Here is a 26,785-nt window from a genome sequence, read left to right on the forward strand (position 1 = left end):
TTGGCCTTGCCCAGATCCCTGTAGGACCGGCTTTAGCCCCGAACACCGGCAAAGCCGGTGCCATCCTCCGCGTCGCTTGCTTCGCGGCTAAAGCCGCTGCCACAGGTCTCCCTCCCACAATTCGAGCCAGAACACTAGAATAGCCCCACGCACCTATTCAGAAGCGCTATATGCCAAACCCTGTCGAACCTGAAACCCTGGCCCAGTTGCCGCTGGACGAGCTTGTCGCTTGCCACGAGTGCGACCTGCTGCTGCGCAAGCCCGTGCTCCAGCACGACGAAAAAGCCCAATGCCCGCGCTGTGGCTACGAGCTCTACGCTCATCGGCACAATGTGGTCAACCGCAGTCTGGCGTTGGTACTGACCGCCCTGTTGCTTTTCGTGCCAGCCAATTTCCTGCCAATCATGCAGCTGCATTTGCTTGGCCAGACTTCGGACGACACCGTCTGGAGTGGTGTGCTGGGCCTGTACAACTCAGGAATGCGCGGCGTAGCCGTGGTGGTTTTCTTGTGCAGCATGGCCATCCCCCTGGCAAAACTGCTTTGCCAGTTGGCAGTGCTGCTGAGCATTCGCTTGAATATGGGGCGTAACTTCGGCCTGCTGTTCTACCGCATCTATCACCACCTGCGTGATTGGGGCATGCTCGAGGTTTATTTCATGGGTGTGCTTGTGGCCATCGTCAAGTTGGTGGACCTGGCCGAATTGACGGTGGGCCTGGGGCTGTTCTGCTTCATCAGCCTGCTATTGATTCAGGTGTGGCTCGAAGTGGTGATGTCACCTCACCAGATCTGGAGTGCACTATCGGGGGAGGACCTGCATGCGGGCGATTGATGCGGGCATTCTTGTCTGCAATGAATGTCACGAGCTGAACCGGCAAGAGCCCGACAGCACTTCACAGACCTGTACGCGTTGCGGGGCCATCGTGCATGCGCGCCGGCCGAACAGCATCGTGCGTACCTGGGCATTACTGATTGCTGCATCAATCCTGTACATCCCGGCCAACATGCTGCCGATCATGACCGTGAGTACGCTCGGTCAGGGCAGCCCCGACACGATCATGTCCGGCGTCATCACGCTGCTCAAGCACGGCATGGTGCCCATCGCGGCTGTGGTGTTCATTGCCAGTATCCTGGTGCCCACGTTCAAGCTGGTGGGAATCGGCTTGCTGCTGTACTCCGTTCAGCGCCGGCAACCGCTGTCTGCCCGACAACGGATTTTGATGTACCGCTTTATCGAATTCATTGGGCGCTGGTCCATGCTGGATATCTTCGTCATTGCCATTTTGGTGGCGGTGGTGAATTTCGGTCGAATAGCCAGTGTCGAAGCCAACCTGGGCGCTGTCGCCTTCGCAACTGTGGTGATCCTGACAATGCTTGCCGCTTTAACTTTCGATCCCCGACTGATTTGGGATAACACGGAGTCGGATGACGACCATGAGTGACCTGCCAACGGCTAAAACCCGCCCAGCCTCGAACTGGTCGGCCATCTGGATCCTGCCTTTGATCGCCTTGATGATCGGTGGCTGGCTCGCATGGCAAGCCTACCGTGATGCCGGTGTGCAAATTGAAGTCCGTTTCGAGTCAGGCGAGGGCATCGTCGCCAATAAGACTGAGGTGATCTACAAGGGCATGCCGGTTGGCAAGGTGGTGAGCCTGGTGCTCGACGCCAAGGGCGACAACCAGGGTGTGATCGCTACCATCGAGATGAACAAGGCCGCCGAGCCTCACCTGACCAAAGGCACGCGCTTCTGGCTGGTGAAGCCGAGTGTCAGCCTGGCGGGTATTTCCGGTCTTGAAACGTTGGTATCGGGTAACTACATCGCCGTTAGCCCGGGGGAGGGGGAGCGCACAAAGCGCTTCACCGCATTGAAGGTGGCACCACCGCTCTCGGACACGGAGCCGGGCCTGCATTTGACGCTCAAGGCTGACAGGCTGGGCTCGCTCAACCGTGACAGCCCTGTGTTCTACAAGCAGATCCAGGTTGGTCGCGTAAAAAGCTACCGCTTGTCCGAGGACCAGAGCACTGTAGAGGTAAAAGTCTTCATCGAGCCAGCCTACGCCAGCCTGGTGCGCAAGCACACGCGCTTCTGGAACGCCAGCGGCGTCAGCATCGATGCTTCGCTTTCGGGTGTTAAGGTGCGCAGCGAGTCGCTGTCGAGCATTGTGGCCGGTGGTATCGCTTTTGCCACGCCGGAATACCGCAAGGACAGCCCGCCCACCGATCCGAGCCTGCCGTTCCGTCTGTATGAAGACTTCGATGCAGCCCAGGCCGGCATCCGCGTCAAAGTGAAGCTGAGTGACTATGAAGGCCTGCAGGCAGGTCGCACGCCAGTCATGTACAAGGGCATCCAGGTGGGCTCGCTGAAAGCCCTGAAGATGGAAGACAACCTGGCCAGTGCATCAGCGGAGCTGACGCTGGACCCGCTGACCGAGGACTACCTGGTCGAAGGCACGCAGTTCTGGGTGGTCAAACCGTCGATTTCCCTGGCGGGTATCACCGGCCTAGAGGCATTGGTCAAAGGTAACTACATCGCCATTCGCCCGGGCGAGAAGGGCGCACGGCCCGAGCGTGAGTTCGAGGCCCGCGCCAAGGCGCCGCCGCTCGACCTCAAGGCGCCGGGCCTGCACATGGTGTTGTTCGCCGACACCCTGGGTTCACTGGAAATCGGCAGTCCGGTGATGTACCGCCAGGTGAAGGTGGGCAGCGTGCAGAGCTACCAGTTTGCCCGTAACAGCAACCGCATTCTGATCGGCGTGCATATCGAGAAAGAGTACGAGAAGCTGGTCAACGGTTCGTCGCGCTTCTGGAACGTCAGTGGTATCACCCTGACGGGCGGCCTGTCGGGCATCAAGATCAAGAGTGAGTCGCTGCAAACGCTGATGGCCGGTGGTATCGCCTTCGACACGCCGCGGCCCGATGTAGCGCTCAAGCGCCATATTCCGCGTTTCCGCCTGCATGATAGCCAAGAGGCGGTAAACCGCGCGGGTACCTTGATTACCATCCGCGTTGACCGGGCAGATGGACTGAAGCCGGGCACTGCGATCCGCTTCCGTGGCCTGGATGTGGGCAGTATCGAAAGCGTCGACCTTACCGATGACCTGCAGGCGGTGCTTCTGCGCGCTCGCATTACCGAGTCGGCCGACCGTATCGCCCGTGTCGGGACGCAGTTCTGGGTGGTCAAGCCGGCTTTGGGCCTGGTACGCACCGAAAACCTCGACACCCTTGTGGGCGGGCAGTACCTGGAAGTGCAGCCGGCGGCCAAGGACCGTGGCCCGCAGCGCGATTTCATCGCCCTGGCTGATGCGCCGCAGGTGGCGGGGCCAGAAGTCGGTTTGCCATTGACGCTCAGTGCGCCACGCCGAGGCTCGATCAAGCCCGGTGTGCCGGTGACCTACCGTGAGGTGGCGGTGGGGAAGGTAACAGGCTTCGAGCTGGGCCAGAATGCCGACCGCGTGCTGATCCATATCCTTATCGAGCCACGCTATGCGGCTTTGGTGCGCAGTGGTAGCCGCTTCTGGAACAGCAGTGGCTTCGGTTTCGACTGGGGGCTGTTCAAGGGGGCTACGGTGCGTACCGAGTCGGTGGAAACCCTGATCGACGGTGGTATCGCGTTCGCTACGCCAGATGGCGAGCAAATGGGTAACCCGGCTCGGCCACAGCAGACCTTCGCCTTGTTCGACAAGGCCGAGGATGAATGGCTGCAGTGGGCGCCGAAGATTCAGATCGCCAAGTAAGAATTGTTGGAGCGGGTTTACCTGCGAGGAATCTTGCGATGCATGACACCGGCTCTGCCGGTGTTCGCGGGTGAATCCGTTCCTACAAGCGTCAATTGATGAGTATTATTGTGTCAATTGACTATCAATGTTCGAGTCGAATGATTCCAATAAATTGCAGGCAACAAAAAGCCGACCCTAGGGTCGGCTTTTCGACTAGCACGTCGCTTAGGCAGCTGCAGCTTCTTTCAGCGCCTTGATGTGGCCATTCAGACGGCCTTTGTGACGAGCAGCCTTGTTCTTGTGGATGATACCTTTGTCGGCCATACGGTCGATTACAGGTACAGCCAGAACGTAAGCGGCTTGCGCTTTTTCGGCGTCTTTTGCGTCGATGGCTTTAACTACATTCTTGATGTAGGTGCGGACCATGGAACGCAGGCTGGCGTTGTGGCTGCGACGCTTCTCAGCCTGTTTTGCACGTTTCTTGGCGGAAGGTGTGTTGGCCACCGTCGAGCTCCTCGAAAGACTTTAGGTAAATAGCAAACAAAATAGGCCGCGAATCATGCCGATCAGTCGACCGGATGTCAAGGCCACCTGCAAGGTTCCGCCGAGCGGTGCGCCAACAAGCGGGAAAGATTCCTTTCTGCTGCGCGACCTGTACACTCGGGAATTTTTGGCTCCCCTGCGAAGGCGCGGGAGTATCGCACATTCGGACGCTGTCTGGCAGCGTCCTCTGTCATTGGCGTGAATCTTTTCGATGAACCTGCTCAAATCCCTGGCTGCAGTAAGCTCGATCACCATGATTTCGCGGGTGCTGGGCTTTGTTCGCGACACCATCCTGGCACGCATCTTTGGTGCAGGTGTCGCCACCGATGCCTTCTTCATCGCGTTCAAGCTGCCCAACCTGCTGCGGCGCATCTTCGCCGAAGGGGCCTTCTCCCAGGCCTTCGTGCCGATCCTGGCCGAATACAAGACCCAGCAAGGCGAGGAAGCGACGCGCACCTTTATCGCTTATGTCAGCGGTCTTTTGACCTTGGTCCTGGCCTTGGTGACTGCCATCGGCATCCTCGCGGCACCGTGGGTGGTGTGGGCCACAGCCCCGGGCTTTGTCGACAGCGCGGAAAAATACGAGCTGACCACTGCGCTGTTGCGGGTGACTTTTCCTTATATATTGCTGATCTCGCTGTCTTCCCTGGCCGGGGCGATCCTCAATACTTGGAACCGTTTTTCGGTACCCGCCTTCACGCCGACCTTGCTGAACGTGGCGATGATCGCCTTCGCCGTGCTGCTGACGCCGTACTTCGACCCACCGATCATGGCTTTGGCCTGGGGTGTGCTGGCCGGTGGCCTGGCGCAGCTGCTGTACCAGCTGCCGGCGCTGAAAAAGATCGGCATGCTCGTGCTGCCGCGCCTGAACCTCAAGGACGCGGGGGTATGGCGGGTGCTGAAGCAGATGCTGCCGGCGATTCTCGGGGTTTCGGTAAGCCAGATTTCGCTGATCATCAACACCATATTCGCCTCCTTCCTGGTGGCCGGCTCGGTGTCGTGGATGTACTACGCCGACCGCCTCATGGAGCTGCCCTCGGGCGTGTTGGGCGTGGCCTTGGGCACCATCTTGCTGCCGACCCTGGCCAAGACCTACGCCAACAAGGACCGCGAGGAGTACTCGAGGATTCTCGACTGGGGCCTTCGCCTATGCTTCCTGCTGGTGCTGCCCTGCACCCTGGCATTGGCCATTCTTGCCGAGCCACTGACTGTTGCGCTCTTTCAATATGGCAAGTTCAGTGCGTTTGATGCAGCCATGACGCAGCGGGCGCTGATGGCGTATTCCGTAGGCTTGCTGGCGATCATTCTGGTCAAGGTACTGGCACCCGGCTTCTATGCGCAGCAGAATATCCGCACGCCAGTGAAGATCGCGATTTTCACCCTGGTCTGTACCCAGTTGTTCAACCTTGCGCTGGTCGGCCCGCTTGCGCATGCCGGCCTGGCATTGGCGATCAGCCTGGGTGCCTGCCTGAATGCCGGCTTGCTGTTCTGGAAGCTGCGCAGTCAGCAGTTGTTCCAGCCGCAGCCAGGCTGGGCAGTGTTCCTGCTCAAGCTGGTTTTGGCAGTGACGCTGATGTCGGCTGTACTGCTGGCAGGCATGCACTATATGCCGGCCTGGGAGCAGGGCATCATGCTGGAGCGTTTCCTGCGGCTGGGGGCGTTGATCCTGGCCGGTGTCATGACGTATTTCGGCTGCCTGTACCTGTGCGGCTTCCGGCCCCGGCATTTCGCCCGCAAGGCCCTGCACTGAGGCTTCGGACGGGTCAGGCGTCGGTTTTTCACATTCCACGCCGCCCTTGGGCGCTGCTGCCTGTCACCAGCGCCCGGGTGTGGTTATAATCGGCCACTTTATGAGCAAGAAGCGCGTTATGCAGCTGGTTCGAGGTCTTCACAACCTGCGCCCCGAGCACCGGGGCTGTGTCGCCACCATTGGCAACTTCGACGGGGTTCACCGCGGCCACCAGGCAATCCTGGCGCGCCTGCGCGAGCGCGGCCAGGCGTTGGGCCTGCCGACCTGTGTGGTGATCTTCGAACCGCAACCGCGCGAGTATTTCGCCCCCGATACCGCACCGGCGCGCCTGGCACGCCTGCGCGACAAGGTCGAGCTACTGGCCGCCGAAGGTATCGACCGGGTGCTGTGCCTGGCGTTCAACCAGCGACTGAGCAAGCTCAGCGCCGATGCCTTCGTCAAGGCCATCCTGGTTGACGGCCTGGGTGTGCGTCACCTTGAAGTGGGTGATGACTTCCGCTTTGGCTGTGACCGCGCCGGTGACTTCGCCTTTCTGGTCGAGGCCGGCAAGCAGTACGGCTTCACCGTCGAGGCCGCTAATACGGTGATCCAGGACGGCCTGCGGGTCAGCAGCACCGAAGTGCGCAAGGCCCTCAGCGAAGGTAACTTCGAGCTGGCCGAGCACCTGCTGGGCCGCCCGTACAGCATCACCGGCCGCGTGCTGCATGGCCAGAAGCTGGCTCGCCAGCTCGGCACACCTACCGCCAACATCCAGTTAAAGCGCCGCCGCGTGCCGCTGTCCGGGGTCTACCTGGCCAGCATCGAGATCGACGGCAAGGCCTGGCCGGGTGTCGGCAATATCGGCGTGCGCCCCACCGTTGCCGGTGATGGGCGCCCGCACCTAGAGATTCATCTGCTGGATTATGCCGGCGACCTTTACGGCCGGCGCCTGACGGTGGAGTTCCACCACAAGCTGCGTGAAGAGCAGCGATTCGCCTCCCTGGAGGCGCTGAAGTCGGCGATCGATGCGGATATCGCCGCCGCACGTGCACATTGGCACGCTCAACCGCTAACGAAGAGCCTGAAATGACCGACTACAAAGCCACGCTTAACCTTCCGGACACCGCCTTCCCCATGAAGGCCGGCCTGCCTCAGCGCGAACCGCAGATCCTGCAGCGCTGGGACAGCATTGGCCTGTACCAGAAGCTGCGCGAAATTGGCAAGGATCGTCCCAAGTTCGTCCTACACGACGGCCCGCCCTATGCCAACGGCAAGATTCACATCGGTCATGCGCTGAACAAGATCCTCAAGGACATGATCGTCCGTTCCAAGACCCTGGCCGGCTTCGATGCGCCGTACGTGCCAGGCTGGGACTGCCATGGCCTGCCGATCGAGCACAAGGTTGAGGTAACCCACGGCAAGCACCTGTCTGCCGACCGCACCCGCGAGCTGTGCCGCGAGTATGCTGCCGAGCAGATCGAAGGGCAGAAGACCGAGTTCATTCGCCTGGGTGTGCTGGGTGACTGGGACAACCCGTACAAGACCATGAACTTCGCCAACGAAGCCGGCGAAATCCGCGCCCTGGCCGAAATGGTCAAGCAAGGCTTCGTGTTCAAGGGCCTCAAGCCAGTGAACTGGTGCTTCGATTGCGGTTCGGCGCTGGCCGAGGCCGAGGTCGAGTACGCCGACAAGAAATCCCAGACCATCGACGTGGCCTTCCCGGTTGCCGACGAGGCCAAGCTGGCCGCCGCTTTCGGCCTGGATGCGCTGGCCAAGCCAGCCGCCATCGTGATCTGGACTACCACCCCGTGGACCATCCCGGCCAACCAGGCGCTGAACATCCACCCGGAGTTCAAATACGCCTTGGTCGATACCGGTGAGCGCCTGCTGGTGCTGGCTGAAGAGCTGGTCGAGTCGTGCCTCAAGCGCTACAACTTGGAAGGCTCGGTCATCGCTACCGCGCAAGGTTCGGCGCTGGAACTGATCAACTTCCGCCACCCGTTCTACGACCGCCTGTCGCCGATCTACCTAGCTGACTACGTCGAGCTGGGCGCCGGTACCGGCGTGGTGCACTCCTCGCCAGCCTACGGTGAAGACGACTTCGTCACCTGCAAGCGCTACGGCATGGTCAATGACGACATCCTCACCCCGGTGCAGAGCAACGGTGTGTATGTCGAGTCGCTGGAGTTCTTCGGCGGCCAGTTCATCTGGAAGGCCAATCCGGCCATCGTCGAGAAACTGAGCGAAGTCGGTGCGCTGATGCACACCGAAACCATCAGCCACAGCTACATGCACTGCTGGCGTCATAAAACCCCGCTGATCTACCGCGCCACCGCGCAGTGGTTCGTGGGCATGGACAAGCAGCCGTCTACTGGCGAGCCGCTGCGTGAGCGCGCCCTGAAGGCCATCGAAGAGACCAAGTTCGTACCGGCCTGGGGTCAGGCGCGTCTGCATTCGATGATCGCCAACCGCCCGGACTGGTGCATCTCCCGTCAGCGCAACTGGGGCGTACCGATCCCGTTCTTCCTGCACAAGCAAACCGGCGAGCTGCACCCGCGCACCGTCGAGCTGATGGAAGCCGTGGCCAAGCGCGTCGAACTGGAAGGCATCGAAGCCTGGTTCAAGCTGGACGCTGCCGAGCTGCTGGGCGCTGAAGCCGACCAGTACGACAAGATCGCCGACACCCTCGACGTGTGGTTCGACTCGGGCACCACCCACTGGCACGTACTGCGTGGCTCGCACGACATCGGCCATGCCACCGGCCCGCGCGCCGACCTGTACCTGGAAGGTTCCGACCAGCACCGCGGCTGGTTCCACTCTTCCTTGCTGACCGGTTGCGCCATCGACAACCATGCGCCTTACCGCGAGCTGCTGACCCACGGCTTCACCGTGGACGAGAACGGCCGCAAGATGTCCAAGTCGCTGGGCAACACCATCGAGCCGGAGAAGGTCAACAACACCCTGGGTGCCGACATCCTGCGCCTGTGGGTTTCCGCTACCGACTACTCCGGTGAAATGGCGGTTTCCGAGCAGATCCTGCAGCGCAGCGCCGACGCCTACCGGCGTATCCGCAATACCGCACGCTTCCTGCTGTCCAACCTGTCCGGCTTCGACCCGGCCCGCGACCTGCTGGCCCCGGAAGACATGCTGGCACTGGACCGCTGGGCCGTGGACCGCACCCTGTTGCTGCAACGCGAGCTGGAAGAGCACTACAGCGAGTACCGTTTCTGGAACGTCTACTCCAAGGTGCACAACTTCTGCGTGCAGGAGCTGGGCGGCTTCTACCTCGACATCATCAAGGACCGCCAGTACACCACCGGCGCCAACAGTGTCGCCCGCCGTTCCTGCCAGACTGCGCTGTACCACATCAGCGAAGCGCTGGTGCGCTGGATCGCGCCGATCCTGGCCTTCACCGCCGATGAAATCTGGCAGTACCTGCCGGGCGAGCGTAACGAGTCGGTGATGCTCAACGGCTGGTACCAGGGCCTGAGCGAGCTGCCCGAAGGCACCGAGCTGGACCGCGCCTACTGGGACCGCGTGATGGCGGTGAAGGCCTCGGTCAACAAGGAGCTGGAAAACCAGCGTACCGCCAAGGTCATCGGCGGCAACCTGCAGGCCGAAGTCACCCTGTACGCCGACGAAGGCCTGAGCGCCGACCTGGGCAAGCTGGGCGACGAATTGCGCTTCGTGCTGATCACGTCGGCCGCCAGCGTGGTGCCGTTCGTGCAGGCGCCAGCGGATGCTGTGGCCACCGAAGTCGAAGGCCTCAAGCTGAAAGTGGTCAAGTCGGGTCACGCCAAGTGCGGCCGTTGCTGGCACTTCCGCGCCGACGTCGGCAGCCACCCGGAGCACCCGGAAATCTGCAGCCGTTGCGTCGACAACCTGAGCGGTTCGGGCGAGGTGCGTCACTATGCCTAACCCTGCAGCGGGGCGCTTCGGGCGCCTTGCATGGCTTTGGCTGAGCTTGCTGGTCCTGGTCCTCGACCAGGCCACCAAGCTGTATTTCAACAACGCCTTGACCATGTACCAGCAGATTGTCGTCATCCCGGACTACTTCAGCTGGACCCTGGCCTACAACACCGGTGCTGCCTTCAGCTTCCTGGCGGAAAGCTCGGGCTGGCAGCGCTGGCTGTTCGCCCTGATCGCCGTGGTGGTCAGTGCCGTGCTGGTGGTGTGGCTCAAGCGCCTGGGGCGTAACGAGACCTGGCTGGCTGTGGCGCTGTCGCTGGTGCTGGGGGGCGCGATCGGTAACCTGTACGACCGCGTCGTGCTGGGCCATGTGGTCGACTTCATCCTGGTGCACTGGCAGAACCGCCATTACTTCCCGGCCTTCAACCTGGCCGACAGTGCCATTACCGTTGGTGCGGTGATGCTGGCGCTGGATATGTTCAAGAGCAAGAAGTCCGAGGATCCGGTCCATGACTGACACCCGTATCGGCCAGAACACCGAAGTCACCCTGCACTTCGCGCTGCACCTGGAAAACGGCGACACCGTCGACAGCACGTTCGACAAGGCCCCGGCCACCTTCACGGTGGGCGACGGCAACCTGCTGCCAGGTTTCGAAAACGCGCTGTTCGGCTTCAAGGCCGGTGACAAGCGTACTGTGGTGGTGGCCCCGGAGAACGCCTTCGGCCAGCCCAACCCGCAAAACGTGCAAGTCATGCCGCGGTCCAACTTCGAAGGCATGGAGCTGTCCGAGGGGCTGCTGATCATCTTCAACGACGCCGCCAACACCGAGCTGCCGGGTGTGGTCAAAGCGTTCGATGACGACCAGGTGACCATCGACTTCAATCACCCACTGGCTGGCAAGACCCTGACCTTCGAGGTGGAGATCCTCGAGGTGAAGGCCCTGTAAGCCTGGAGCCGAGCATGCAAATCAAACTCGCCAACCCTCGCGGCTTCTGCGCGGGGGTCGACCGGGCGATCGAGATCGTCAACCGCGCGCTGGAGGTTTTCGGCCCGCCGATCTATGTGCGACACGAAGTGGTGCACAACAAGTTCGTGGTGGAAGACCTGCGCAACCGCGGTGCCATCTTCGTCGAAGAGCTGGACCAGGTGCCGGACGATGTCATCGTCATCTTCAGTGCCCATGGTGTTTCCCAGGCTGTGCGCCAGGAAGCGGCTGGCCGTGGCCTGAAAGTGTTCGATGCCACCTGCCCGCTGGTGACCAAGGTGCATATCGAGGTGGCCAAGTACAGCCGCGACGGCCGTGAGTGCATTCTCATCGGCCACGAAGGGCACCCGGAAGTCGAAGGCACCATGGGCCAGTACGACGCCAGCAACGGCGGTTCCATCTACCTCGTCGAAGACGAAGAGGATGTGGCCAGGTTGCAGGTGCGCGACCCGGATCACCTGGCCTTCGTGACCCAGACCACGTTGTCGATGGACGACACCAGCCGCGTCATCGACGCCCTGCGTGCACGCTTCCCGAACATCGGTGGCCCGCGCAAGGACGACATCTGCTACGCCACCCAGAACCGCCAGGATGCCGTGAAGCAGCTGGCCGGTGAATGCGATGTGGTGCTGGTGGTGGGCAGCCCGAACAGCTCCAACTCCAACCGCCTGCGCGAGCTGGCCGAGCGTATGGGCACCCCGGCTTACCTGATCGACGGTGCCGAAGACCTGCAACAAGGTTGGTTCGACCAGGTCGCTCGAATCGGCATCACCGCCGGTGCTTCTGCCCCAGAAGTGCTGGTGCGTGGCGTGATCGAGCAGCTCAAGGCCTGGGGCGCCACTGGCGCTGAAGAGCTGGATGGGCGGGAAGAGAACATCACGTTCTCGATGCCTAAAGAGCTGCGGGTTCGTTCGCTGATCTGATCAGGAACCTGCGCACAGAGGATCATTGGGATTGTCTTTGCGCAGGTCTATTCTGCCGGTGCTTGCCATAAACACACGATAGGGACTGGTGGGTTTATCGCAGACTACAAGCCTGCCGCTCATCTGGGCGTTGTTTGGCTGCATCGGAACACCCAAAGCACTGAACTTCACTTCTCCGCCAGTATTCGCTGTGATTTTCATTGGTCGAGAAAGCCGATGTTCACGCAGTACTTGCTGGTTATGCTCCAGCACTACCCGCCAACCATTCCCCCAATTACCGTCCAACGCCTGCACCAGCACCGGTTGGGTTTGCAGCATGGCATGGCTGCGCGCACTGCGCAGTGCTTGCGCCAAATCGCGGGCCGCTGCCGCCCGGTGTAGGTCATCGCTCATCGTTGCGTAGGCCGGTATACCGAGCTGTGTCAGCAAGACGGCCACAGCTAAGGCCGACAACATTTGAATCAGTGTTACGCCACGTTGCTTCACCGTGCATTCCTCCCTGGAAGTGCTTGGCTATAGCTTCACGTCCGCTGCCCAAGCGGTCTAGTCGGCCAGGTTCAAGGCTATCGCGGGAAAAGTCGCAGGAGGCGCAGGGATGCACGCAAGGCAACGGGGCATGACGCTTCTGGAGGTGCTGTTGGCAGTGGTGGTTGTGGCCGTGGGCATGTTCGCAACAGCAGCGATGCAGTTGCAGGCATTGCAGGCTGCGGACGGCGCGCGCCGTGATGGGCAGGCGGCTATGGCGGCGCACAGTGAGCTTGAGCGGAGGCGGCGATGAGCCACCGTCAGAGTGGGTTCGGTCTGCTTGAGGTGGTGATGGCGCTGGCCATTGGGCTAATGCTGCTGGCGGCGGCCAGCCAGCTCTTTGCCTCGGCACACCAGACCTGGCGCCTGCAAAGTACGGCGGTGCGTATGCAGGATGAAGCACGTCAGGCGTTGTTGCGTATGGCACAGGATATCCGCATGGCAGGCATGTTCGGCTGCCTGCGGATTCAGCCACGAGACTTCAAAGCCCCGGGCTCGCAGCAGGCTTTCGCCCGCCCGTTGGAAGTCGATTCCACGACTCTCAGCCTGGTTGTGGCGGAGCTTCCCGGACATGCAGGTAAGTCTGAATGGTTTTTGCACACTGACTGCATCGAGAAAGTCAGCGTGGATGAGAACCCAGAAGAGGGCTATCCACTGGCGTTCCCAATCAGCAGGTACGTCTACCAGCTCCAAGGCAATCAGCTGAAATTCAAGCGAAGAAAGAGCTTTCAGCCGTTGGTTGAGAATGTCAAAGAGGCGAGTTTCAAACTCGTGCAAACGCCGCAGGGCGAAAGGGTAGATATCGCGCTGACGTTATACGAGCCCGCGCTCAAGCTCGAACAGCGCCATGAGTTGAGTGTGGCGCTGCGTAACCCGGTGCCGAGTTCATGAAGCGACAACGCGGTGTCGTGCTGCTGTTGGCGTTGGTACTGAGCCTGCTGCTCGGCTTGCTCACAGCCTCTGCCTTGCGTGATGCCTTGGTGGAGACGCGCATGGCCGGCTACCTGCGCGATGGCCTGCTGGCGTTCGAAGAGGCAGAGGCCACATTGCAGGCCGGTGCAGATGAACTGCTGCGGGCACCTCCAGGCCAATGCCAGATGTGCCTGCCCCCGCCCCACCCGCACGATTTGACTGGGCAGTGGCAGGGCAGCAAAAGCGGCTACTTCCAGATCCAGCATCTAGGCATGAGCGAGCGCGCTGCGCACATGCCGGAAGGGCCGCAAGTTGCTTTGTACCGGGTAACCGCCGTCAGCCGGCAAGCACAAGCCCGGCAGGTTCTGGAAGCCGTCTACGCCGTGGCCGGCGACACAATCCAGCGCATCACCTGGCGCCAAAGACTGAGAGGAGACTGACATGCAGCAAGGCTTGAGCCTGATCGAGTTGTTGATTGTGCTGGCCGTGACCGGCATTCTGGCAGCCATTGCCTACCCCAGTTACAGCGACCAGCTTCGGCGAGCCGCGCGCAGCGAAGTGGTTGGCCTGCTGCACGATGCCGCCATGCGCCTGGAGCGCCACCGCGTGCGCACCGGCCAATACGCCGAAGGCGACCCGGCCTTGCCCGACGGCACCCGCTATTACAGCCTGCAGGCCCAGCGCGACAGCGACACCTTCACGCTGCGCGCCCGGCGGCTGCCGCATGGGCTGATGGCGCAGGACGGCTGTGGCGACTTCCAGCTTGACCAGGCCGGCGTGCAGCGCAATCCGGGTGCTGTTGAACACGGCGCCCACTGCTGGGGAAGCTGAAGGTTGAATGATGCCCCGTGCATCGCGGTTTTACTTCAGGTGTTGGATCGACAGATGAGCAAGCAAGTAGTGGTGGTCGGTGGCGGGGTGATCGGCCTGCTGACGGCGTTCAACCTGGCGGCGAAGGTCGGGCAGGTGGTGGTGTGTGACCAGGGCGAGGTCGGCCGTGAGTCGTCATGGGCCGGTGGTGGCATTGTTTCGCCGCTGTACCCGTGGCGCTACAGCCCGGCGGTGACCGCCCTGGCGCACTGGTCGCAGGACTTTTATCCACAGCTGGGCGAGCGTTTGTTCGCCAGCACCGGTGTCGACCCCGAAGTGCACACCACCGGCCTGTACTGGCTGGACCTGGACGACGAGGCCGAAGCGCTGGCCTGGGCCGAGCGCGAACAGCGGCCGCTGAGTGCCGTGGATATCTCGGCGGCGTATGATGCGGTGCCGGTGCTGGGCCCGGGCTTCAAGCGCGCCATTTACATGGCTGGCGTGGCCAATGTGCGCAACCCGCGCCTGGTCAAGTCGCTGAAGGCGGCGTTGCTGGCGCTGCCGAACGTAACCCTGCGCGAACACTGTCAGATCACCGGCTTCGTTCAGCAAGACGGGCGTGTGGCCGGTGTGCAGACGGCTGATGGCGTGCTGGCGGCGGATGAGGTGGTGCTCAGTGCGGGCGCCTGGAGTGGCGACCTCTTGCGTACCCTTGGCCTTGAGCTGCCGGTGGAGCCGGTGAAGGGTCAGATGATTTTGTTCAAGTGTGCCGAAGACTTCTTGCCGAGCATGGTGCTGGCCAAGGGGCGCTATGCAATCCCGCGTCGCGATGGGCACATTCTGGTCGGCAGTACGCTGGAACATGCCGGGTATGACAAAACCCCGACCGGGGATGCGCTGGAAAGCTTGAAGGCGTCGGCGGTGGAGTTGTTGCCTGAGCTTGAGGGGGCCACCGTGGTTGGGCACTGGGCGGGACTGCGGCCGGGGTCGCCGGAAGGTATTCCGTATATCGGGCCGGTGCCGGGGTATGCGGGGTTGTGGCTGAACTGCGGCCATTACCGCAACGGGCTCGTGCTGGCGCCGGCTTCGTGCCAGTTGTTCACCGACCTGTTGACCGGGGCCGAGCCTATCATCGACCCGGCGCCGTATGCGCCAGAAGGGCGTTTGGGCTGAAATCGCCGGGGCTGCAAAGCAGCCCCAAGAAGTCAACGCGGTGCCTGCAGGTGCCTGTTGGGGTAATGCTGTTCATACACCTTGCACACCCGCAGCACCTGCTCATCGGCAAAGCGCCCGGCTACCACCTGCAGCCCCACCGGTAATCCTTCGTGGGTAAACCCACAAGGCACCGAAGCCGCCGGCTGCTGGGTCAGATTGAAGGGATAGCTGAACGGCGTCCACTCCATCCACTGCGCCATCCCCGACCCAGGCGGCACGTTGTGCCCGGCTTCGAATGCCACCAGCGGCAGCATCGGCGATACCAGCACGTCATAGCGCTGGTGGAAGGCATTCATCTGCGCAATCAGCGCCGCCCGTGCTTCCAGCGCCTGGGTGTATTCGCCAAGGCCGATCCTGGCGCCTTGCTCGGCAATCCAGCGTAGCCCGGGGTCAAGCAATGCTCGCTGTTCATCGCTCAAGGCACTGGCCAACCGCGCCGCGCCGGCAAACCACAGGGTATTGAAGGTTTCCAGCGGGTCGCTGAACCCCGGGTCCACCTCTTCCACCTGCGCGCCCAGCCGTGCCAGGCGCTGCACTGCTTGCGCTACCAGTGCCTGGATTTGCGGGTCGACCTGCACGTAACCGAAGTTGGCACTGTAGGCGATGCGCAGGCCGCTCAGGTCTTGTTGCTGGCCCATCCACGGCGCCTGCCGTGGTGCGCCGGCCAGCCCGTCGCGGGCATCGGGGCGGGCGACGCAGTCGAGCATCAGTACCGCGTCGTCTACGGTACGCGTCATCGGCCCCAGGTGCGACAGCACGGTCATGGCGCTGGCCGGCCATTGCGGCACATAGCCGAAGGTCGGTTTGATGCCGAAGGTGCCGGTAAAGGCACACGGGATACGAATCGAGCCGCCGGCATCGCTACCCTGGTGCAGCACCCCCAGGTTCAGTGCAGCGGCGGCCGCAGCCCCCCCGGACGAGCCTCCGGCAGTCAGCCTGGTATCCCAGGGGTTGCGGGTGATGCCGTACAGCGGGTTGTCCGTCACCCCCTTCCAGCCGAACTCCGGCGTGGTGGTCTTGCCCACCAGCACTGCGCCGGCTTCACGCATGAACGCGGTGAAGGGGGCATCGACGTCCCACGGCCCAGCGCCGGAGGTGGTGCGGGACCCTTTGCGGGTGGGCATGCCACGGGTCAGGGTCAGGTCTTTGATCGAGGCGGGTACGCCATCCAGCCGGCCACAGGGCTCGCCCCGTTGCCAGCGCTGCTCGCTGGCGCGGGCGGCGGCGCGAGCACCTTCACCGTCGACATGGCAGAAGGCGTTGACTGCCGGATTGTGCAGGTCGATGCGCGTCAGCACGTCGTCGACCACCTCGACCGGCGACAGCTGACGACGCTGGTACAGTTCGAGCAATTCGACGGCGGTGAACTCACCCAACGCGGTTTTCTGGGGCATCTCAACGGGCTCCCGGGTTGGCGGCCTGGAACATGGCACGCAGCAGGACGTCACAGCCGTCAGCCAGGTCTTGCGGCGCGGCATTTTCGATTTCGTTGTGGCTGATGCCACCCTCGCATGGCACGAAGATCATCCCGGCCGGGCCCAGCTCGGCGAGGAAGATGGCATCGTGGCCGGCGCCACTGACGATATCCATATGGCTCAGGCCCAGCGTGCGTGCGCCCTGGCGCACGGCGTCCACGCACTGCTCGGCGAAGTACAGGGGCGGGAAGTCGGCGGTCGGGGTCAGCTGATAGCTCAGCCCGTGCCTGGCCGTGCTGCTTTCGATGGCCGTGCGTACTTCGTTCACCATGGCAGCGAGGTGCCCGGGGTCGAGGTGCCGCAAATCGATGGTCATGTGTACCTGGCCGGGGATGACGTTGCGCGAGCCCGGGTGCAGGGTCAGGCAGCCGACTGTGCCGCAGGCATGTGGCTGGTGGGCGTGGGCCACGCGGTTGACCGCAGCCACCACCTCGGCCGCACCAACCAGGGCGTCCTTGCGCAGGTGCATCGGGGTGGGGCCGGCATGGGCCTCGACACCGGTCAGCACCAGATCGAACCATTTCTGGCCCAGGCAGCCTTGGACAACCCCGATGGTAGTGCGCTGATCCTCCAGCACCGGGCCCTGCTCTATATGTGCTTCGAAGTAGGCACCGACGGCATGCCCGGTGGGCACACGCGGGCCGGCGTAACCAATGCGCTGCAGCTCGGCGCCGACCGACAGGCCCTGGTCGTCGACCTTATCAAGGGTTTCCTGCAGGCCGAACTTACCGGCGAACACACCCGAGCCCATCATGCAGGGCGGGAAGCGCGAGCCTTCTTCGTTGGTCCACACCACCACTTCCAGGGGCGCTTCGGTGGTCAGGTCGAGATCGTTCAGGGTGCGGATCACTTCGAGGCCAGCCATGACGCCATAGCAGCCATCGAACTTGCCACCGGTGGGTTGGGTGTCGATGTGGCTACCGGTCATCACGGGGGGCAGGGCAGGGTTGCGGCCGGGGCGGTGGGCGAAGATGTTGCCGATGGCGTCGATGCTGACGGTGCAGCCGGCTTCTTCGCACCAGCGCACGAACAGGTCGCGGGCCTGGCGGTCGAGGTCGGTCAGCGCCAGGCGGCATACGCCGCCCTTGGCGGTGGCGCCGAGCAGGGCCAGGTCCATCAGCGATTGCCACAGGCGCTCGCGGTTGACCTGCGAACCTTGGCCGAGCACGTGCTGTGAGGGATCGATGCGGGTGTTCATGGGCGTTCTCCTTTCAGGCGCTCAGGGCCAGGTAACGGTTTTTGATGCTCGGGTCCTCACGGAACTGCGCCGCGCTGCCCTGGTAGGCGACCCGGCCCTGCTCCAGCACGTAATGGCGGTCGGCAAGGGCATCGCAGACCATCAGGTTCTGTTCCACCAGCAGGATTGATAGGCCCTCGTCCTTGATGCGCCGCAGGATCTTCACCAGCTCGTCGACAATCACCGGGGCCAGGCCTTCGGTGGGTTCATCGAGGATCAGCAGCTTGGGGCCGTTGAGCAGGGCGCGGGCGATGGCCAGCATCTGCTGCTCGCCACCGGACAGCGCGAAACCACCATTGCGGCGCCGCTCCTTGAGCCGTGGGAACATGCTGTAAACGTCTTCCAGCTGCCAGCGGCTGGTTTTGCGCACGGCAATTTTCAGGTTCTCCTCGACGCTGAGCTGGCGGAATATGCCGCGGTGTTCGGGCACCAGGGCAATGCCGAGCCGGGCGATATCGAAAATTTCGCGGCCCACCAGTGGCTGGCCGTTGAAGCTGATCTGCCCCTGCCGTGGGCGGACGATGCCGAGGATGCTGCGCAAGGTGGTGGTCTTGCCCGCACCGTTGCGCCCAAGCAGGGTTACCAGTTCACCGGCCTCGACCTTGAGCGAAACCCCTTCGAGCACATGGCTCTTGTCGTAGTAGGCGTGGATCGAATCGACGTTGAGCATCAGGCGGCCTCTCCAAGGTAAGCGGTGCGAACGCGCTCGTCGTTGCGCACCTGTTCAGGGGTACCCTCGACCAGAATCTGACCGTGGCTCATCACCGTGATGCGCTGGCTGATCGACATGACGATGCTCATGTTGTGCTCGATCAGCAGCACGGTATGGTCGCGGCCAAGGTCGCTGATCAGGTCGGTCATTACCGGGATATCGTCGATACCCATGCCCGAGGTGGGCTCGTCGAGCATCAGCAGGGTGGGCCTGGCGCAGATCGACATGCCCACTTCCAGTACCCGTTGCTGGCCGTGCGACAGCTCACCGGCCAGGGTTTCGGCGCGGGCGCTCAGTTTCAGGCGCTCCAGCACCTGGTCGGCGGTGTTCCAGTGGCTGCGCTTGTGCTCGACACTGCGCCAGAAGTTGAGCGCGCCCAGGCCATCACGGCCTTGGGCGGCCAGGCGCAGGTTTTCGCGCACGGACAGGTTCTGGAACAGGCTGGTGAGCTGGAACGAACGGGCCATACCCAGTGCCACCCGCCCGTGGGATGGCTTGCGGATGATGTCCTGGCCGTTGAACAGGATCTTGCCAGCGGTGGCCTGGCGCTCGCCGGTCAGGCAGTGGAACAGGCTGGTCTTGCCGGCGCCGTTGGGGCCGATGATGGTGTGGATGGTGCCGGCGCGCACTTTCAGGTCAACGCCCGCAACCGCCTTGAACGGCCCGTAGGCCAGCTCCAGCTGGCGGGTTTCCAGGAGGTAGTCGCTCATCACAGGGTCTCCTTGGTCTTGGCCTGGGGTTTGTCGTTGGCGTTGCGGGTGGCCAGCAGGCGTTTGCCCAGTTCGGCCAGGCCACCCCACAGGCCGCCACGCATGAACACCACGACGAGGATCAGGATGACCCCCAGCAGCATCAGCCAGCGTGGCCACAGCTCCGACAGCACGTCGCCCAGCAGCACGATGGCGCCGGCCCCCAGCAGCGAGCCGAACAGCGAGCCGGTGCCGCCGACGATGGTCATGATCAGGATGTTCTCGCTCATCATCAGGTCGATGTTCGACAGCGGTGCAAAGTGCAGCAGCATGGCGTACAGCGCTCCGGCGATACCGGTGATGGCGCCCGACAGCATGAACACCAGGATCTTGAAGTGGCGGGTGTCGTAGCCGATGGCGGCGGCGCGGGTTTCGTTCTCGCGGATGGCCAGCAGGGTGCTGCCGAACGGCGAGCGGATGACCCGCAGGGCTGCGGCGAAGATCAGCAGGAACAGCACCGCCACAAACACATAGAAGTGCCGCGGGTCGGCCAGGTCGACCAGCACATGGCCGGCGATTTCGATGTTCGGCCGGGGCACATCGAGCAGGCCGTTGTCACCGCCGGTCCAGCCGCTGAGGGTGTAGGCCAGGAAGTAGGCCATCTGGCTGAAGGCCAGGGTCAGCATGACGAAGTAGATGCCGGTGCGGCGAATCGCCAGTGCGCCCACCAGCAATGCCAGGAAGGCGCCAAACACGGCAGCCCCCAGCAGCGCGGCGAACATGCCCCACTGCAGGTGGATCATCAGCAGCGCCGCGCCATAGGCGCCCACGCCAAAGAAGATGCCCTGGCCGAACGACAACAGGCCGGTGTAGCCCAGCAGCAGGTTGCAGGCCAGCGCGGCCAGGGCAAAGATCAGTATCTCGGTGGCCAGGGTGGCCGACGGCAGCAGCAGTGGCAGCGCCACCAGGCTGGCAACCACCAGCAACAGTAGCGCCGGGGCGCGGCCCTTAGCGACTGGCAATGGATTTTTCTCGCTCATCTCAGGCTCTCCCGAACAGGCCATAGGGACGGACCAGAATCACGGCGGCCATGGCGCCGTAGATCATCAGGCTTGCACCTTGCGGCCAGAGGCTGGTCATCATGCTTTGCACCACACCTACCAGCAGGCCGCCAACCAGCGCACCGCCGAACGAGCCCATGCCGCCGATCACCACCACCACGAAGGCAATGCCGAGAATTTCCGGGCCGACGAAGGGTTGCGCACCCCGTAGCGGGGCGAACAGCACACCCGCCACGCCGGCCAGGCCCACGCCCAGGGCGAAGGTCAGGGAAAACAGGCGGAAAATATTTGTGCCCAGCAGCGACACGGTTTCGGTGCTTTCGCTACCTGCCCGCACCAGTGCGCCGAAGCGGGTGCGCTCCAGCAGCAGCCACAGGCCAAGGCCGATCAGCGCGGCGAAACCGATCAGGAACAGGCGGTAGTAGGGGTAGATGAAGTCACCGAGGATCAGCACCCCGCGCAGCTCGGGCGGTACCGCAATGTTCTTGCCCACCGGGCCCCAGATCAGCACCGAGGCTTCCTGGATGATCAGCGCGATGCCGAGGGTGACGAGGATCTGGAAGGTGTGAGGCAGGTGGTAGATGCGCTTGATCAACAGGCGCTCGACCGCCCAGGCCAGGGCAGCCACCACGAGCGGTGCAATCAGCAGTGCCAGCCAGAAGTTGCCGGTGATGGCCACGGCGGTGTAGCACAGGTAGGCGCCCAGCAAGAAGAACGCGCCGTGGGCGAAGTTGACGAAGTTGAGCAGGCCGAAAATGATCGTCAGGCCCACGGCGATGAGGAAGTAGATCATCCCCAGGCCCAGGCCGTTGAGCAGTTGGAACAGGTACAAATCGAGCATGAGCGTGCCCTCGACAGCGCGCGGTGCGGCTGCCTGTACGAGAGTGTGTGACTAACGCCGTGGCTTCAGGCCAGAGCGCAACCGGTGTGGTCGACCTCGACGAACGAACGGCCCGAGCTGATGACTTCGGCCAGGTCGTCTTCGTCGCGCATCTGCCCCTGAGGCTTGCCGCGCAGCAGGTAGTAATCCTTGAGTACCTGATGGTCGCCAGGGCGGATCAGTTCTTCGCCGGTCGGGCCTTGGAAGCGCATGCCCTGCAATGCCGCAGACACGGCGGCACCCTCCAGGCTGCCAGCTTTGATGATGGCCTCAAGCATGACCTTGGTGCCGATATAGTCGGCAGCCAGCGGGTAGTTGGGGTTGATGCCATAGGCCTTGCGGGTGGCGGCAACCAGTTGCTTGTTCAGCGGGGTATCGACCTGGTGCCAGTACTGGGCACCCAGGTACACGCCTTCGAGCACGTCGCTGCCCAGCTCCTGGAACTGGTCGAGGCCGGCAGACCACACCATCAGTACTTTCATGCGGTCCTTGATGCCGAAGTTGACGGCTTGGCGCAGGGCATTGGAGGCCTGGCTGCCGAAGTTGAGCAGCACCAGCACATCGGGTTTGGCGGCGATGGCGTTGGTCAGGTAGCCGGAGAACTCCTGCTCCTGCAGCGAGTGGTAGCTGTTGCCGATGTGTTCCACGCCAAGCTCGGCAAACACCTTGCGGGCGTTGTCCAGCAGGGCGTCGCCGAACACGTATTGCGGGGTGATGGTGTACCAGCGTTTGGCCTCGGGCAGCTGGCGGCTCATGGGCACCAGGGTTTCGCGGATGGCGCCGTAGGTGGGCACCGACCAGCGAAAGGTCGAGGCGTTGCAGTCTTTACCGGTGATTTCGTCGGCGCCCACAGGCGTCATGAACACGCCGCCGGCCTTGTGGATTTCCTTCGACACCGCCAGTGCCGAAGACGACAGTGTGCAGCCCTGGAAGAAGCGTGCGCCATCCTGGCCGATGGCTTCCTGTACCTTGCGCACCGCCTTGCCGGCGTTGCCTTCGGTGTCGATGACCTTGTACTTGAGCGGGTGGCCGAGCAGCTGCGGGTACTCGGCGATGGCCAGGCGCGACCCCATGTCGGCGTACTTGCCGTAACTGGCGAAGGCGCCCGACATGGACTTGAGCCCATAGAAGGTCAGCGGTTGGTCGGCGAATGCCCGGTGCGCTCCCAAGGGGAGGCTACCTAAGGCACCCAGGGCAAGGCCTGCCTTGAGCAGGGTACGTCTTTGCATGAGTAACTCCTTGGTTGTGGTTATTAGGCAGGAGTGGCAATGACAAAGCGGGTACGGCCGGGCCTGTGTGCAGGCCTCTTTCCAGGCGCATCAGTGGTGGTGGTCGAACTCCAGCAGGAAGTTGCGGGCAACCTCGCCTTCCAGCGCGGTCATGTGGTGCTCGGCGTCGCACATGTGCTCATGCATCAGCCGGCGTACAGCGGGTTCGTCGCTGGCGCGCAGGGCGGTCAGCAGTTGCTTGTGGTAGTCGATGTTGGCGGCGGCGAACTGCTGGCGCTTGGGCAGGTAGGCCTTTTTCAGCACCACCAGGTCGCGCAGCAGGTCGTTGAGGAACACCGCCATGAACCGCAGCAACGGGTTCGGGCAACGGTCGGCCAGCAGCGTGTGGAATTCCAGCTCTGCCAGGCGTTGCTCGCGCTGGCCTTCCTCGCTGTCTTCCGGTGCGCTGCAGAAGTCGATGTTGGCCTGCAGCGCGGCGTAGTCGGCTTCGCTCAGCTTGCCCATCACCGACACCGCCAGCTCGACCTCGATGACTTTGCGCAGCTGGTAAACCTGCTCGCCGTCCAGGTGCTGGAAGTGCAGGTAATTGCGCAGCGCGCGGCTGGCCGGCTCGGTACCTACTTCATTGAGGTAGGCGCCGCCTGTCGGGCCGGTACGGGTACTGACCAGGCCTTCGACTTCCAGTGCCTTGAGCGCTTCGCGGGCGGTGCCCTTGGAGCACTCGAAATGCTCCATCAGCTCACGCTCGGTGGGCAGGCGGTCACCGGGGTGCAGCGCTTCGGTGACGATCGAGCGCTTGACCGATTCGACGATCACATCGGACAGCTTCTGGCGCTTGCGTTTGGGTTTGAGCATTTCGCTATTTTTCATATTTATGCGGATAAATAGGATTTAGCGAGTTTTGCCAGGCTGGGTCAATGCTGATGGCGGGGAAGGGGTCGTAATTGGTGCGAAAGGGTCGGGAAGGGATAAGTGATGCTGGGTTCACAGGCCTCTTCGCGGGCATGCCCGCGAAGGGATTCAGGTGATACTGGCTCAGCCTTGGCGGCCAGGGCCTTGTTGCAGGTGTGCCTGGCTGCAATACCACTCATTGCCCTGCTGCAGCGCCCGGTCGTTGGGCAAATGCACGCCACAATGGGCACAGCGCACCATCTTCAGCGGCGCATCCAGCTTCGCCTCGGGGTGCGATTGCTGGCTGACTTTGAACTTGCGCCACAGCCAGAACGCGGCGGCGATCAGGGCGATCCAGAAAAGTAGGCGAACCATGGTGTCCAGCTTGTCGGTTGAAGAAGCCGACAGTCTAGGACGCGGCCAATAAAAAAGGGAGGCCCAAGGCCTCCCTTTCATTTACCGCTGTGTGTCAGTCAAACAGACCAAAAGTCATGTAGCTGAACCAGGAGCGGTCTTTCTCGGCTTCTTTCGGGCCTTCCGGCACGATCGGGTCGCCGTTCTCGTCCTTCGGCAGCAGCTCTTGCGGCATCTCGTCGCGCGCGTCCTGGAACTGCTTGACCACGTCCTGGTTGGCGCGGGTTTCGCCCGGCGGCAGCGGGGTGTCGGTTTCGATCAGGCCCAGGGTGGCCTTGGACAGCCAGCCGCGGCCGTCAGACTCGGTCTGCTTGGGCTGGAACTCGCCATCGACCAGGCTCGGGTGGTCCGGGTAGTTGAGCTTGAGGGTTTCCAGGCTGCTGGCGGCCAGCTCGTCCAGGTGCATCTTCTGGTACGACTCGACCATCACCGCCAGGCCGTCACCGACCGAGGGGGTTTCCTGGAAGTTTTCGACCACGTAGCGGCCACGGTTGGCGGCGGCCACATAAGCCTGGCGGCTCAGGTAGTAATCGGCCACGTGGATTTCATACGAGGCCAGCAGGTTGCGCAGGTAGATCATGCGCTGCTTGGCGTCTGGCGCGTAGCGGCTGTTGGGGAAGCGGCTGGTCAGCTGGGCGAACTCGTTATACGAGTCGCGGGCGGCACCCGGGTCACGCTTGGTCATGTCCAGCGGCAGGAAACGCGCCAGCAGGCCACGGTCCTGGTCGAACGAAGTCAGGCCCTTGAGGTAGTAGGCGTAGTCCACGTTCGGGTGCTGCGGGTGCAGGCGGATGAAGCGCTCTGCGGCCGACTTGGCAGCCTCGGGCTCGGAGTTCTTGTAGTTGGCGTAGATCAGCTCGAGCTGCGCCTGGTCGGCATAGCGGCCGAACGGGTAGCGCGATTCCAGAGCCTTGAGCTTGTTCACGGCGCTGGTGTAGCTGGAGTTGTCCAAGTCAGCTTGCGCCTGCTGGTACAGCTCGGCTTCGCTGAGGTTCTCGTCAATGACCTCTTTATTGGAGGAACAGGCCGCGGTAAGCCCGAGGATGGCGATCAGCAGCAGGTGTTTCACTTGCATGGCGGCTTGCGTCCCTTTGACGGCCGCTGTCTTGGGCGGTGCCGTCCTGTTATGATGAGCGCCCCGGCCAACCCCGGGACAAAAGAAGCCGTATTTAACCACAAGCTCGCAGCCGAAACCAAAGGCTGTGCGCCCGCCGAATCGAGCATGTCCGAGATCATTCAACTTAGCGCAGAGGTACCGTCCGATCTGGGCGGTCAACGCCTCGACCAGGTCGCCGCCCAATTGTTCGCCGAGTACTCGCGTTCGCGGCTTACTACGTGGATCAAAGAAGGCCGCCTGACGGTCGATGGCGCCGTCGTGCGTCCTCGCGATACCGTTTATGGTGGCTCCGTGCTTGCTCTGGAGGCCGAGCAAGAGGCCCAGGGCGAGTGGATCGCAGAAGACATCGAGCTGGATATCGTCTACGAAGACGACCACATCCTGGTGATCAACAAGCCTGCGGGCCTGGTTGTGCACCCGGCCGCCGGCCATGCCAGCGGTACCCTGCTCAATGCGCTGCTGCACCACGTGCCAGACATCATCAACGTGCCGCGTGCCGGTATCGTTCATCGCCTGGACAAGGACACCACGGGCCTGATGGTGGTGGCCAAGACCTTGCAAGCGCAGACCAAGCTGGTTGAGCAGATGCAAGCCCGCAAGGTCAGCCGCATCTATGAGTGCATCGTGATTGGCGTGGTGACCTCCGGTGGCAAGATCGATGCCCCGATCGGCCGCCACGGCGGTATGCGTCAGCGCATGGCCGTCACCGACGGCGGCAAGCCGGCGGTCAGCCACTACCGTGTGCTCAAGCGCTTCCGCTCGCACACCCATGTGCGGGTCAAGCTGGAAACCGGCCGTACTCACCAGATTCGCGTGCACATGGCCCATGTCGGCTTCCCGCTGGTGGGCGATCAGACGTACGGTGGGCGCTTCCGCATTCCGCCGGCTGCCAGCCCAACCATGGTTGAGGCGGTGAAAACCTTCCCGCGTCAGGCTCTGCATGCGCGTTTCCTCGCCTTGGCCCACCCGATTACCGGTGAAGTCATGAAGTGGGAGTCGCCACTGCCGGATGACTTCCTCTGGTTGCTGACGCTGCTGAACGAAGACCGCGAGAGCTTTATCGGATGAGTGGCCTGACGCAGTCGCTGTTGTTTCCCGACTGGCCGGCCCCGGCCTCGGTTCGCGCCTGTGTCACCACCCGTCAGGGCGGCGTCAGCCTGCCGCCCTACGAAACCTTCAACCTTGGCGACCACGTAGGGGATGAGCCTGCGGCGGTCGCCGAGAACCGCCGTCGCCTGAGCGGCGAATTCGCCATCCAGCCGGCCTGGCTCAAGCAGGTGCATGGGCTGGTAGTGGCGGATGCCGACCCGGCCGTGGTGGCCGAGGCCGACGCCAGCTGGACCGACCGGCCAGGCGTTGCCTGTACCGTGATGACCGCCGATTGCCTGCCTGCGCTGTTCTGCGACCGGGCGGGGACGCGCGTGGCAGCAGCGCATGCGGGCTGGCGCGGGTTGGCCGGTGGCGTGCTGGAAGCCACGCTGGACCGCCTGGCGCTGCCGCCAGAAGAGGTGCTGGTGTGGTTGGGGCCGGCCATTGGCCCGCAGGCCTTCGAAGTAGGGCTGGAAGTGCGTGAAGCCTTTACGGCGGTGCATCCGGAAGCGGCCCGTGCTTTTGTCGAGGGTGAGCGGCCGGGCAAGTTGATGGCGGATATCTACGAGCTGGCGCGTATTCGCCTGGCTGCCCGTGGGGTGACCGCTGTGTATGGTGGCGGATTGTGCACGGTCAGCGATGCGCGGTTCTTCTCTTATCGCCGTACCCCGCAGGGTGGGCGGTTTGCATCGTTGGTCTGGCTGGACCCGCGCTAGCCTGTACC

Annotated in this window: 28 protein-coding genes; 16 read left to right on the forward strand and 12 right to left on the reverse strand. The window is 62.9% G+C overall.

The window, feature by feature from the left end:
* Nucleotides 1-170 precede the first annotated feature (170 nt).
* The 3 genes from APH36_RS26730 to APH36_RS26740 are packed head-to-tail and all read left to right on the forward strand — an operon-like array spanning nucleotide 171 to nucleotide 3,733.
* Nucleotides 171-830 carry a paraquat-inducible protein A gene (locus tag APH36_RS26730; RefSeq protein ID WP_060501360.1) on the forward strand — a complete coding sequence of 220 codons (660 nt, stop codon included), beginning with the start codon at nucleotides 171-173 and terminating at the stop codon, nucleotides 828-830.
* A complete protein-coding gene (locus APH36_RS26735; protein WP_060501363.1) occupies nucleotides 817-1,440 on the forward strand; it encodes a paraquat-inducible protein A in 624 nt (207 codons plus the stop codon). Before APH36_RS26730 ends, APH36_RS26735 begins: the two co-directional genes overlap by 14 nt.
* A complete protein-coding gene (locus tag APH36_RS26740) occupies nucleotides 1,433-3,733 on the forward strand; it encodes a PqiB family protein (RefSeq protein WP_025754944.1) in 2,301 nt (766 codons plus the stop codon). Before APH36_RS26735 ends, APH36_RS26740 begins: the two co-directional genes overlap by 8 nt.
* Before the next feature lie 207 nt (nucleotides 3,734-3,940).
* Here the strand turns inward: APH36_RS26740 and rpsT are convergent, their stop codons facing one another.
* Nucleotides 3,941-4,219, reverse strand: a complete 279-nt coding sequence (gene rpsT, locus APH36_RS26745; RefSeq protein WP_003247625.1) for a 30S ribosomal protein S20 — start codon at nucleotides 4,217-4,219, stop codon at nucleotides 3,941-3,943.
* 250 nt (nucleotides 4,220-4,469) lie between these two features.
* Here rpsT and murJ point away from each other — a divergent pair, with 250 nt between their 5' ends.
* From murJ to ispH, 6 genes are all read left to right on the forward strand, one after another.
* Complete coding sequence (gene murJ / locus APH36_RS26750) at nucleotides 4,470-6,008, forward strand: murein biosynthesis integral membrane protein MurJ (protein WP_060501365.1); 1,539 nt, start codon at nucleotides 4,470-4,472, stop codon at nucleotides 6,006-6,008.
* A gap of 118 nt (nucleotides 6,009-6,126) precedes the next feature.
* A complete protein-coding gene (gene ribF, locus APH36_RS26755; protein ID WP_060501367.1) occupies nucleotides 6,127-7,077 on the forward strand; it encodes a bifunctional riboflavin kinase/FAD synthetase in 951 nt (316 codons plus the stop codon).
* Nucleotides 7,074-9,905: an isoleucine--tRNA ligase gene (ileS, locus tag APH36_RS26760; RefSeq protein ID WP_060501370.1), complete on the forward strand. Its 2,832-nt coding sequence runs from the start codon at nucleotides 7,074-7,076 to the stop codon at nucleotides 9,903-9,905. Before ribF ends, ileS begins: the two co-directional genes overlap by 4 nt.
* Entirely contained in the window at nucleotides 9,898-10,413 is a 516-nt protein-coding gene (lspA, locus tag APH36_RS26765) for a signal peptidase II (protein ID WP_016713412.1), read from the forward strand. The genes ileS and lspA overlap by 8 nt, the downstream gene beginning before the upstream one ends.
* Nucleotides 10,406-10,843 (forward strand): FKBP-type peptidyl-prolyl cis-trans isomerase, encoded by a 438-nt coding sequence (gene fkpB / locus APH36_RS26770; protein WP_060501372.1) that lies wholly within the window; start codon nucleotides 10,406-10,408, stop codon nucleotides 10,841-10,843. Before lspA ends, fkpB begins: the two co-directional genes overlap by 8 nt.
* A gap of 14 nt (nucleotides 10,844-10,857) precedes the next feature.
* The gene (ispH, locus tag APH36_RS26775) at nucleotides 10,858-11,805 is read left to right on the forward strand and encodes a 4-hydroxy-3-methylbut-2-enyl diphosphate reductase (protein ID WP_060501374.1); all 948 of its coding nucleotides are present in this window, start codon (nucleotides 10,858-10,860) and stop codon (nucleotides 11,803-11,805) included.
* On the opposite strand, the gene APH36_RS26780 is transcribed toward ispH, so the two are convergent.
* Nucleotides 11,806-12,291: a GspH/FimT family pseudopilin gene (locus tag APH36_RS26780; protein ID WP_060501377.1), complete on the reverse strand. Its 486-nt coding sequence runs from the start codon at nucleotides 12,289-12,291 to the stop codon at nucleotides 11,806-11,808. It abuts the gene before it with no gap.
* 109 nt (nucleotides 12,292-12,400) lie between these two features.
* Between APH36_RS26780 and APH36_RS26785 the strand changes: the two genes are divergently transcribed.
* From APH36_RS26785 to thiO, 5 genes are read left to right on the forward strand one after another with little or no spacing between them, the layout of a single operon-like run.
* Nucleotides 12,401-12,583, forward strand: coding sequence for a prepilin-type N-terminal cleavage/methylation domain-containing protein (locus APH36_RS26785; RefSeq protein ID WP_060501379.1), 183 nt, complete (start codon nucleotides 12,401-12,403; stop codon nucleotides 12,581-12,583).
* Nucleotides 12,580-13,221 (forward strand): PilW family protein, encoded by a 642-nt coding sequence (locus APH36_RS26790; protein WP_060501381.1) that lies wholly within the window; start codon nucleotides 12,580-12,582, stop codon nucleotides 13,219-13,221. Before APH36_RS26785 ends, APH36_RS26790 begins: the two co-directional genes overlap by 4 nt.
* Nucleotides 13,218-13,682 carry a hypothetical protein gene (locus APH36_RS26795; RefSeq protein WP_060501382.1) on the forward strand — a complete coding sequence of 155 codons (465 nt, stop codon included), beginning with the start codon at nucleotides 13,218-13,220 and terminating at the stop codon, nucleotides 13,680-13,682. Before APH36_RS26790 ends, APH36_RS26795 begins: the two co-directional genes overlap by 4 nt.
* Before the next feature lies 1 nt (nucleotide 13,683).
* On the forward strand, nucleotides 13,684-14,073 hold the full coding sequence (locus APH36_RS26800; RefSeq protein WP_060501385.1) for a type IV pilin protein: 390 nt from the start codon (nucleotides 13,684-13,686) through the stop codon (nucleotides 14,071-14,073).
* Nucleotides 14,074-14,127: 54 nt separating this feature from the next.
* Nucleotides 14,128-15,225: a glycine oxidase ThiO gene (thiO, locus tag APH36_RS26805; RefSeq protein ID WP_060501387.1), complete on the forward strand. Its 1,098-nt coding sequence runs from the start codon at nucleotides 14,128-14,130 to the stop codon at nucleotides 15,223-15,225.
* Nucleotides 15,226-15,257: 32 nt separating this feature from the next.
* Here thiO and APH36_RS26810 read toward each other — a convergent pair whose 3' ends face one another.
* The 10 genes from APH36_RS26810 to APH36_RS26855 form a co-directional block, all read right to left on the reverse strand.
* A complete protein-coding gene (locus APH36_RS26810; RefSeq protein ID WP_060501389.1) occupies nucleotides 15,258-16,661 on the reverse strand; it encodes an amidase in 1,404 nt (467 codons plus the stop codon).
* Nucleotide 16,662: 1 nt separating this feature from the next.
* Entirely contained in the window at nucleotides 16,663-17,940 is a 1,278-nt protein-coding gene (locus APH36_RS26815) for a Zn-dependent hydrolase (protein ID WP_060501391.1), read from the reverse strand.
* A gap of 13 nt (nucleotides 17,941-17,953) precedes the next feature.
* Nucleotides 17,954-18,649, reverse strand: a complete 696-nt coding sequence (locus APH36_RS26820) for an ABC transporter ATP-binding protein (RefSeq protein ID WP_016713401.1) — start codon at nucleotides 18,647-18,649, stop codon at nucleotides 17,954-17,956.
* Nucleotides 18,649-19,401: an ABC transporter ATP-binding protein gene (locus APH36_RS26825; RefSeq protein WP_060501394.1), complete on the reverse strand. Its 753-nt coding sequence runs from the start codon at nucleotides 19,399-19,401 to the stop codon at nucleotides 18,649-18,651. The genes APH36_RS26820 and APH36_RS26825 overlap by 1 nt, the downstream gene beginning before the upstream one ends.
* On the reverse strand, nucleotides 19,401-20,420 hold the full coding sequence (locus APH36_RS26830; protein WP_025754951.1) for a branched-chain amino acid ABC transporter permease: 1,020 nt from the start codon (nucleotides 20,418-20,420) through the stop codon (nucleotides 19,401-19,403). Before APH36_RS26830 ends, APH36_RS26825 begins: the two co-directional genes overlap by 1 nt.
* A gap of 1 nt (nucleotide 20,421) precedes the next feature.
* The gene (locus APH36_RS26835; protein WP_016713397.1) at nucleotides 20,422-21,282 is read right to left on the reverse strand and encodes a branched-chain amino acid ABC transporter permease; all 861 of its coding nucleotides are present in this window, start codon (nucleotides 21,280-21,282) and stop codon (nucleotides 20,422-20,424) included.
* 65 nt (nucleotides 21,283-21,347) lie between these two features.
* On the reverse strand, nucleotides 21,348-22,550 hold the full coding sequence (locus APH36_RS26840) for an ABC transporter substrate-binding protein (RefSeq protein WP_060501396.1): 1,203 nt from the start codon (nucleotides 22,548-22,550) through the stop codon (nucleotides 21,348-21,350).
* Nucleotides 22,551-22,640: 90 nt separating this feature from the next.
* The gene (locus APH36_RS26845; RefSeq protein WP_003247561.1) at nucleotides 22,641-23,405 is read right to left on the reverse strand and encodes a FadR/GntR family transcriptional regulator; all 765 of its coding nucleotides are present in this window, start codon (nucleotides 23,403-23,405) and stop codon (nucleotides 22,641-22,643) included.
* A gap of 180 nt (nucleotides 23,406-23,585) precedes the next feature.
* A complete protein-coding gene (locus APH36_RS26850; protein ID WP_016713394.1) occupies nucleotides 23,586-23,816 on the reverse strand; it encodes a PP0621 family protein in 231 nt (76 codons plus the stop codon).
* Nucleotides 23,817-23,910: 94 nt separating this feature from the next.
* Nucleotides 23,911-24,930: an outer membrane protein assembly factor BamD gene (locus APH36_RS26855; protein WP_016713393.1), complete on the reverse strand. Its 1,020-nt coding sequence runs from the start codon at nucleotides 24,928-24,930 to the stop codon at nucleotides 23,911-23,913.
* 147 nt (nucleotides 24,931-25,077) lie between these two features.
* On the opposite strand from APH36_RS26855, the gene rluD reads away from it, so the two are divergent.
* Together rluD and pgeF are read left to right on the forward strand one after the other, a co-directional pair.
* Nucleotides 25,078-26,040, forward strand: a complete 963-nt coding sequence (rluD, locus tag APH36_RS26860; RefSeq protein WP_026020366.1) for a 23S rRNA pseudouridine(1911/1915/1917) synthase RluD — start codon at nucleotides 25,078-25,080, stop codon at nucleotides 26,038-26,040.
* On the forward strand, nucleotides 26,037-26,777 hold the full coding sequence (gene pgeF / locus APH36_RS26865) for a peptidoglycan editing factor PgeF (protein WP_060501399.1): 741 nt from the start codon (nucleotides 26,037-26,039) through the stop codon (nucleotides 26,775-26,777). The genes rluD and pgeF overlap by 4 nt, the downstream gene beginning before the upstream one ends.
* Nucleotides 26,778-26,785: the final 8 nt, after the last annotated feature.

Source organism: Pseudomonas sp. NBRC 111133 (assembly GCF_001320605.1).
Taxonomy (GTDB): domain Bacteria; phylum Pseudomonadota; class Gammaproteobacteria; order Pseudomonadales; family Pseudomonadaceae; genus Aquipseudomonas; species Aquipseudomonas monteilii.

Excerpts from the sequence above, each read along its gene's own strand:
- APH36_RS26730 (WP_060501360.1), top strand. The coding sequence starts at position 171 with ATGCCAAACCCTGTCGAACCTGAAACCCTGGCCCAGTTGCCGCTGGAC.
- APH36_RS26735 (WP_060501363.1), top strand. The coding sequence starts at position 817 with ATGCGGGCGATTGATGCGGGCATTCTTGTCTGCAATGAATGTCACGAG.
- APH36_RS26740 (WP_025754944.1), top strand. The coding sequence starts at position 1,433 with ATGAGTGACCTGCCAACGGCTAAAACCCGCCCAGCCTCGAACTGGTCG.
- murJ (WP_060501365.1), top strand. The coding sequence starts at position 4,470 with ATGAACCTGCTCAAATCCCTGGCTGCAGTAAGCTCGATCACCATGATT.
- ribF (WP_060501367.1), top strand. The coding sequence starts at position 6,127 with ATGCAGCTGGTTCGAGGTCTTCACAACCTGCGCCCCGAGCACCGGGGC.
- ileS (WP_060501370.1), top strand. The coding sequence starts at position 7,074 with ATGACCGACTACAAAGCCACGCTTAACCTTCCGGACACCGCCTTCCCC.
- lspA (WP_016713412.1), top strand. The coding sequence starts at position 9,898 with ATGCCTAACCCTGCAGCGGGGCGCTTCGGGCGCCTTGCATGGCTTTGG.
- fkpB (WP_060501372.1), top strand. The coding sequence starts at position 10,406 with ATGACTGACACCCGTATCGGCCAGAACACCGAAGTCACCCTGCACTTC.
- ispH (WP_060501374.1), top strand. The coding sequence starts at position 10,858 with ATGCAAATCAAACTCGCCAACCCTCGCGGCTTCTGCGCGGGGGTCGAC.
- APH36_RS26785 (WP_060501379.1), top strand. The coding sequence starts at position 12,401 with ATGCACGCAAGGCAACGGGGCATGACGCTTCTGGAGGTGCTGTTGGCA.
- APH36_RS26790 (WP_060501381.1), top strand. The coding sequence starts at position 12,580 with ATGAGCCACCGTCAGAGTGGGTTCGGTCTGCTTGAGGTGGTGATGGCG.
- APH36_RS26795 (WP_060501382.1), top strand. The coding sequence starts at position 13,218 with ATGAAGCGACAACGCGGTGTCGTGCTGCTGTTGGCGTTGGTACTGAGC.
- APH36_RS26800 (WP_060501385.1), top strand. The coding sequence starts at position 13,684 with ATGCAGCAAGGCTTGAGCCTGATCGAGTTGTTGATTGTGCTGGCCGTG.
- thiO (WP_060501387.1), top strand. The coding sequence starts at position 14,128 with ATGAGCAAGCAAGTAGTGGTGGTCGGTGGCGGGGTGATCGGCCTGCTG.
- APH36_RS26810 (WP_060501389.1), bottom strand. The coding sequence starts at position 16,661 with ATGCCCCAGAAAACCGCGTTGGGTGAGTTCACCGCCGTCGAATTGCTC.
- APH36_RS26815 (WP_060501391.1), bottom strand. The coding sequence starts at position 17,940 with ATGAACACCCGCATCGATCCCTCACAGCACGTGCTCGGCCAAGGTTCG.
- APH36_RS26820 (WP_016713401.1), bottom strand. The coding sequence starts at position 18,649 with ATGCTCAACGTCGATTCGATCCACGCCTACTACGACAAGAGCCATGTG.
- APH36_RS26825 (WP_060501394.1), bottom strand. The coding sequence starts at position 19,401 with ATGAGCGACTACCTCCTGGAAACCCGCCAGCTGGAGCTGGCCTACGGG.
- APH36_RS26830 (WP_025754951.1), bottom strand. The coding sequence starts at position 20,420 with ATGAGCGAGAAAAATCCATTGCCAGTCGCTAAGGGCCGCGCCCCGGCG.
- APH36_RS26835 (WP_016713397.1), bottom strand. The coding sequence starts at position 21,282 with ATGCTCGATTTGTACCTGTTCCAACTGCTCAACGGCCTGGGCCTGGGG.
- APH36_RS26840 (WP_060501396.1), bottom strand. The coding sequence starts at position 22,550 with ATGCAAAGACGTACCCTGCTCAAGGCAGGCCTTGCCCTGGGTGCCTTA.
- APH36_RS26845 (WP_003247561.1), bottom strand. The coding sequence starts at position 23,405 with ATGCTCAAACCCAAACGCAAGCGCCAGAAGCTGTCCGATGTGATCGTC.
- APH36_RS26850 (WP_016713394.1), bottom strand. The coding sequence starts at position 23,816 with ATGGTTCGCCTACTTTTCTGGATCGCCCTGATCGCCGCCGCGTTCTGG.
- APH36_RS26855 (WP_016713393.1), bottom strand. The coding sequence starts at position 24,930 with ATGCAAGTGAAACACCTGCTGCTGATCGCCATCCTCGGGCTTACCGCG.
- rluD (WP_026020366.1), top strand. The coding sequence starts at position 25,078 with ATGTCCGAGATCATTCAACTTAGCGCAGAGGTACCGTCCGATCTGGGC.
- pgeF (WP_060501399.1), top strand. The coding sequence starts at position 26,037 with ATGAGTGGCCTGACGCAGTCGCTGTTGTTTCCCGACTGGCCGGCCCCG.